General features: G+C 53.9%; 1 tRNA gene and 2 rRNA genes (1 of these 3 cut by a window edge). All 3 read left to right on the top strand.

From position 1 onward, the window contains the following. Nucleotides 1-1,770: ribosomal RNA gene (locus AC1D17_RS26020) — 23S ribosomal RNA — on the top strand (it extends 1,027 nt beyond the left edge of the window). A 236-nt stretch (nucleotides 1,771-2,006) separates the two neighbouring features. Further along, nucleotides 2,007-2,121: ribosomal RNA gene (gene rrf / locus AC1D17_RS26015) — 5S ribosomal RNA — on the top strand. A gap of 300 nt (nucleotides 2,122-2,421) precedes the next feature. Then, nucleotides 2,422-2,498: transfer RNA gene (locus tag AC1D17_RS26010), tRNA-Met, on the top strand. Nucleotides 2,499-2,500: the final 2 nt, after the last annotated feature.

Genomic DNA, 2,500 nt, shown 5'->3' with positions numbered 1-2,500 from the left:
CTCCAGCTAAGGTCCCCAAGTCATGGCTAAGTGGGAAAGGATGTGAGGATCCCAAAACAACCAGGATGTTGGCTTAGAAGCAGCCATCATTTAAAGAAAGCGTAACAGCTCACTGGTCTAAATAAGGGTCTTTGCGCCGAAAATGTAACGGGGCTAAAGCCATGCACCGAAGCTGAGGATACGCAGTAATGCGTGTGGTAGCGGAGCGTTCCGTAAGCCTGTGAAGGGATACCTGTGAGGGGTCCTGGAGGTATCGGAAGTGCGAATGTTGACATGAGTAACGATAAAGGGAGTGAGAGACTCCCTCGCCGAAAGACCAAGGGTTCCTGCTTAAAGTTAATCTGAGCAGGGTTAGCCGGCCCCTAAGATGAGGCAGAAATGCGTAGTCGATGGGAACCACGTTAATATTCGTGGGCCTGGTGGTAGTGACGGATTGCGTAACTTGTTTGCTCTTATTGGATTGAGCAGGCGGGGAAGCGGTTCCAGGAAATAGCTCCACCGTATAGACCGTACCCGAAACCGACACAGGTGGTCAGGTAGAGTATACCAAGGCGCTTGAGAGAACTATGCTGAAGGAACTCGGCAAATTGCACGCGTAACTTCGGAAGAAGCGTGACCTCTTCGTACGCAAGTATGGAGGGGTGGCACAGACCAGGGGGTAGCGACTGTTTATCAAAAACACAGGGCTCTGCGAAGTTGCAAAACGACGTATAGGGCCTGACGCCTGCCCGGTGCTGGAAGGTTAAAGGGAGAGGTGCAAGCTTTGAACTGAAGCCCCAGTAAACGGCGGCCGTAACTATAACGGTCCTAAGGTAGCGAAATTCCTTGTCGGGTAAGTTCCGACCTGCACGAATGGCGTAACGACTTCCCCGCTGTCTCCAGCATAGACTCAGTGAAATTGAATTCCCCGTGAAGATGCGGGGTTCCTGCGGTCAGACGGAAAGACCCCGTGCACCTTTACTATAGCTTTACACTGGCATTCGTGTCGGCATGTGTAGGATAGGTGGTAGGCTTTGAAGCGGGGACGCCAGTTCTCGTGGAGCCATCCTTGAAATACCACCCTTATCGTCATGGATGTCTAACCGCGGTCCGTTATCCGGATCCGGGACAGTGTATGGTGGGTAGTTTGACTGGGGCGGTCGCCTCCGAAAGAGTAACGGAGGCGCGCGATGGTGGGCTCAGACCGGTCGGAAATCGGTCGTCGAGTGCAATGGCATAAGCCCGCCTGACTGCGAGACTGACAAGTCGAGCAGAGACGAAAGTCGGTCATAGTGATCCGGTGGTCCCGTGTGGAAGGGCCATCGCTCAACGGATAAAAGGTACGCCGGGGATAACAGGCTGATGACCCCCAAGAGTCCATATCGACGGGGTTGTTTGGCACCTCGATGTCGGCTCATCGCATCCTGGGGCTGGAGCAGGTCCCAAGGGTTTGGCTGTTCGCCAATTAAAGCGGTACGTGAGCTGGGTTCAGAACGTCGTGAGACAGTTCGGTCCCTATCTGCCGTGGGTGTAGGAATATTGACAGGATCTGTCCCTAGTACGAGAGGACCGGGATGGACATATCTCTGGTGGACCTGTTGTGGCGCCAGCCGCATAGCAGGGTAGCTATATATGGAATGGATAACCGCTGAAGGCATCTAAGCGGGAAACCAACCTGAAAACGAGTATTCCCTTGAGAACCGTGGAAGACTACCACGTTGATAGGCCGGGTGTGGAAGTGCAGCAATGCATGAAGCTTACCGGTACTAATCGTTCGATTGGCTTGATTGTTCTCATTGCCGATGCTCATCACAGATGAGCATCTTCATTCTCTGTCCTGACGCGCAAAGCGCTCCGGACGGGCCGCCTCACACGAGGCGACGGCCGCTTGGCCTTGCGGAGCTTCGCTCCGGTAGCCTCAAGCAGCTTGAAAAAAGACGTGTTCAAAAGAAATGAAGTCTCAGGCTTCAACCAGCTTCTCATTTTGGTTTTGCGCTGTCGCCAGCGCAATTCTTGCCCTTAGTTGACCTGGTGGTTATTGCGGGGTGGCTGCACCCGTTCCCATTCCGAACACGGCCGTGAAACGCCCCTGCGCCAATGGTACTCCGTCTTAAGACGCGGGAGAGTAGGTCGCTGCCAGGTCTATTAATGGCAAGAAAATACCAAAAAACATCTTCTCTTCATCCGCCGGCTCAGCCGAAACAACGGGCCGCCCTCAAGCGGCCTTTTTGCTTCGATATAATAGCCGGAAAATAAACACCAAAGGCGCGCTCGAAAGCAGCCTAAATGCGATATTCGGCTCCGCCGAATACGCAGATCAAGGCGACAAGTCCTTCGGACTTGCACCGGCGCGATTTTGCTGACGCAAAACGCTGATGCGACAATCCTTACGGATTGCACGGATACACAGACGCGACAAATCCTTCGGATTTGCACGGATAACGCGGGGTGGAGCAGCCCGGTAGCTCGTCAGGCTCATAACCTGAAGGCCGCAGGTTCAAATCCTGCCCCCGCAACCAAA

This window comes from Pararhizobium sp. P1_E7, from assembly GCF_056405855.1.
This window is presented reverse-complemented; position numbering and strand designations above follow the sequence as displayed.